This is a genomic window from Vibrio sp. 10N.222.55.C6 (genome assembly GCF_041473395.1).
Taxonomy (GTDB): domain Bacteria; phylum Pseudomonadota; class Gammaproteobacteria; order Enterobacterales; family Vibrionaceae; genus Vibrio; species Vibrio crassostreae_C.
The window spans coordinates 1-235 of the sequence record NZ_JBFRSD010000380.1 but is presented as its reverse complement, the minus strand read 5'-3'; the positions used below and the strand labels follow the sequence as shown (position 1 = coordinate 235).

Annotated in this window: 1 protein-coding gene; it reads right to left on the bottom strand. The window is 45.5% G+C overall.

The genetic code is table 11. The features are described 5' to 3' along the window. Window positions 1-226 (bottom strand): TRAP transporter small permease (locus tag AB4486_RS24215; protein WP_372119173.1); only part of this gene is annotated, 226 nt, incomplete at its 3' end. Window positions 227-235: the final 9 nt, after the last annotated feature.

Below are 235 nucleotides of genomic sequence, written 5' to 3'. Positions count from 1 at the left end.
TAAGTAGGTCGATGGCAAGGTGGCGTTTCAGACCTGTTGTGTAAGCAGCACCAATCAGGGCTACCCACATAAAGAGGTAACGAGCGAGCTCGTCGGTAACAGTACTTGGTTTGCCAATAACATAGCGGGATAGAACCTGCCATATCACGCATAGCACCAAGAAAGACGATAGAGACACTGTAAAGGCGGCCAACCCTCTATTTATGTAACTGACCAATTTATTCATGTTTATTTC